The organism is Vicinamibacteria bacterium (genome assembly GCA_035620555.1).
Taxonomy (GTDB): Bacteria; Acidobacteriota; Vicinamibacteria; order Marinacidobacterales; family SMYC01; genus DASPGQ01.
In genome coordinates, this window is sequence record DASPGQ010000521.1 from 1 (window position 1) to 3,288 (window position 3,288).

General features: G+C 61.2%; 4 protein-coding genes. All 4 read right to left on the minus strand.

Annotated elements, in window-relative coordinates:
- A partial coding sequence (locus VEK15_21155; GenBank protein HXV63221.1) for a heterodisulfide reductase-related iron-sulfur binding cluster occupies positions 1-1,032 on the minus strand: 1,032 nt, incomplete at its 3' end.
- A 60-nt stretch (positions 1,033-1,092) separates the two neighbouring features.
- Positions 1,093-1,512, minus strand: a complete 420-nt coding sequence (locus tag VEK15_21160; GenBank protein HXV63222.1) for a rubrerythrin family protein — start codon at positions 1,510-1,512, stop codon at positions 1,093-1,095.
- Positions 1,513-1,530: 18 nt separating this feature from the next.
- A complete protein-coding gene (locus VEK15_21165) occupies positions 1,531-1,965 on the minus strand; it encodes a Fur family transcriptional regulator (protein HXV63223.1) in 435 nt (144 codons plus the stop codon).
- A gap of 99 nt (positions 1,966-2,064) precedes the next feature.
- Positions 2,065-3,231 (minus strand): cytochrome P450, encoded by a 1,167-nt coding sequence (locus VEK15_21170; protein ID HXV63224.1) that lies wholly within the window; start codon positions 3,229-3,231, stop codon positions 2,065-2,067.
- Between the last annotated feature and the right edge of the window lie 57 nt (positions 3,232-3,288).

Sequence of the window (3,288 nt, forward strand, 5' to 3'; positions counted from 1 at the left end):
GGGCGCGTGGTAGGCCACCCGTGGCCCTGGTGAGCTCTTGAAGCCGGTATCGAACCGCTCCTCTTTTCGTATGGACCAGAGATATTCGGATGGATCCTGAACGGCATCGGCGACTCTCCGCGCGACGTCGCGGTCTTCCGAAGCGACGAGGTCGGGATACTCGCGGCGCATCATCATGGCGCAGGTGGGGTTGATCGCGAGCACCCTCGCCCCCACGTCCACGAACGGCTTCAGGAGCTTCAGGTTGTGCCTCGCCTGGCTTCTGGTTGATTCGAGATCGCCCGTCTCCCATGCCGGCATGCCGCAGCACTGGAGTCCGGCGATGCAGGCGGTCGAGACGACGTTCCGATCGAGCACCTCGAGCGTGTCCCGTCCGATCTGAGGCTCGTGGTTCTGCACGTAGCACGTCTGGAAGAGCACGGCCTCTGGGGGCGGGTCGCCCGGCCCACGGCGAAGTCTTCCCTGACTCGCGGCCCATCGCTCGAAGGTCGAGGAGGCGAACTCGGGCAGGAGTTTTTCCCGATGGATGCCGAGAAACCTCTCGATGAATTTACGGTGGAGTTGGGAGCGATTGACCGCATTGGCCATGCCGAAGCTCGCCCGCGCCATCGTTCCCGCGAGATCGGGATTCGATAGTAGACGGTCTCTCAGCGAAGGCCGCTCGTCACGGCGCTTCTGCGCCCGGTAGCGATGCACGAGACGAGGGAAGTCGAGCCTAAACTCGTGGCCGTCCCGCTCGGTGTAGGGACATTGGACTTCGCAGAGCTTGCACTGAAAGCACGCGCCCATCACGCGGTCGGTCTCGCTGGCGTCGAGCTTGCGAACGTCGCCGTCGTGCTGGTTGTCGATCAGGTCGAAGAGTGTCGGGAAGCTGTCGCAGTATTTGAAACACATGCGACATCCGTGACAGATCTCGAACGTCCGCTCGACCTCTTTCGCGAGAGCGCTCGCGTCCCAGTATTTGGGTTCGTCAGGGTCGTAGCTCAGCCCGTCGGTAGGCTGGTAGGAGATGGTTGTCTTGGCTTCGGTCACTTCGCGAGTCGGCTCTCGGGGCGGACGCGACGCGCCCGCCCCATTGCGAGATAAATAGCCTCAGTCGAGTGAGTCGAGGAACTTCTGGAAGCGGCCGGCGTGTGATTTTTCAGCCTTGGCCAACGTTTCGAACCAGTTGGCGATCTCGGCGAAACCCTCTTCGCGGGCCGTCTTGGCCATGCCGGGGTACATGTCGGTGTACTCGTAGGTCTCGCCGGCAACCGCCGCCTTGAGATTGTCAGCGGTGTCTCCAATCGGAAGATTGGTGGCGGGATCGCCCACCTGTTTCAAATAGTCGAGGTGGCCGTGCGCATGACCGGTTTCACCTTCCGCGGTCTCGCGAAAATTGCTGGCGATCTCCGGGTAGCCCTCGACATCGGCGACTTTCGCGAAATAGAGGTAGCGGCGGTTCGCCTGAGACTCGCCGGCGAAGGCCTCTTTGAGATTCACGTGCGTCTTGGTTCCTTTCAGCTGCGCCATTTTCTGCGTTCTCCTCCTTCAGCATGTCCGGCATCCAGAGCAGATGCCGGAGAAATTGATGGTGTAATCCTCGATCAAGAATCCGTCGGCGAGCGTCGGAAGAGCGACATCGGGCACCGCCTCGGCTCGGAGGTCGAAGAGCTCCCCGCATCGCTCGCAGATCAGATGATGATGTCGTTCTCGAATCGGATCGAACCGAGCCACGGCGCCGGGGTGGAGTACCTTCTGGATCGCGCCCACTTTCACGAAGGTGTCGAGTACGCGGTACACCGTCGTCCTGGAGATTTCGGGAAGGCGGTCGCGCACGCTGTCATAGATCTGGTCGGCGGTAGGATGATCCTTGCGTCGAACGAGCTCATCGAGAATGACCCTTCTTTGGACGGTCATCGCGAGGCCCCGCTCCCGGCAGAGCGCAAGATACCGGTCTGTTGAATTTTCGCCTGTGGCGCTCATTAAACGATATACTATTCTAAACGGTATCAATTATCAAACGGTTTATAAGCTACAGATAATAAGAGTTTTTTGTCTAGATCAGATGAGCGACAGTTCTCTTCAGAAACTAACAGGAAAGCTCACCATGCTCCTGAAGGTGGGTGAGGGGAGCCAGTCGAGCTCGCCCACGAGATTGTACTCGGGGACGTTGCGCAGAAGCTCCTCGGCCATCACCCGGGTCAAGAGGCGTCCGAAGCCGGCTCCGATGCAGTAGTGCTTCCCGTGTCCGAAGCCGAGATGGTCGGTGGGCCTTCGGTCGATGTCGTAGCGATCCGCCTCGTGGAACTTCCTTTCGTCTCGGTTGGCCGAGCCGAAGACGACCATTACCTTGTCGCCCGCTCGAAGGCGCCGGCCGTGAATCTCGAAGTCCCGTGTGAGTGTGCGGCTAAAACGTTGAGCCGACGTGTTGTAGCGCAGGGACTCCTCGATGGCGTCGCCCATCCGGGCTGGTTCGGCGATGACGCGCTGGCGCGCCTCGGCGAAGCACGTCAGGTTCAACGCGAGGTTGCCGAAGAAGCTCACGGTGGACTCGACGCCAGCGGCAAGGAGCGTTCGTGACGTCATGAGGATTTCTCGCTCGGTAAGTGCTTCGCCGTCGACCCGAGCCTGGATGAGCCCGGAGATGAGATCGCCGGTGGGAGAGCTCTTTCGCTCGGCAATCACCGCTTCGGTCAGCGCCGTGAGCTGCCTGCGAGCTTCGTCGGCGTGCGGAGGGCTCTTGCGCGTGACCGGATCGCGTCTCAACGAGTCGCTCACCCAGCGCTTGAGCTGAGAGAGGTTGTCGGCGGGAAGACCGAGAAGCCGCGCCAAGATTCCCGTCGTTACCGGGGTCGCGAGCTCGTTCACGAGGTCGAGCTCGCCTCGCGCCTTCGCTTCCTCGAGAATCACCCGCGCTTGTTCCCGGGCCGGCTGCTCCATCTTCTGGATGTTCGAGTGAAGAAAGGCGCTCTGGACGAGCTTTCGCAGCTGATCGTGGCGCGGTGGATCGGTCGTGCCCAGGGTCGCACCCGCCCGAAGAGGTGAGTCGTCGATGATGTTGCCCTGCGCGGAGGAAAAGGTGTCGGTATCCAGGACGGCGTGCACGACGTCGGCGTAGCGTGAGAGAACCCAGCAGTCTCCGGGCTCGCTGAAGTAGGCGGGATGCTCGTCACGAAGAACTTTGTAGAGCGGGAACGGGTCGCTATGGACTCGAGGCCCGTACGGATCGAAGACGAAGCTAGAAGCCATAGATGTCGAGCGTCGTCTCGCCCCGGCGCAGGCGGTTCATGATTTCCGCCTCGTTCG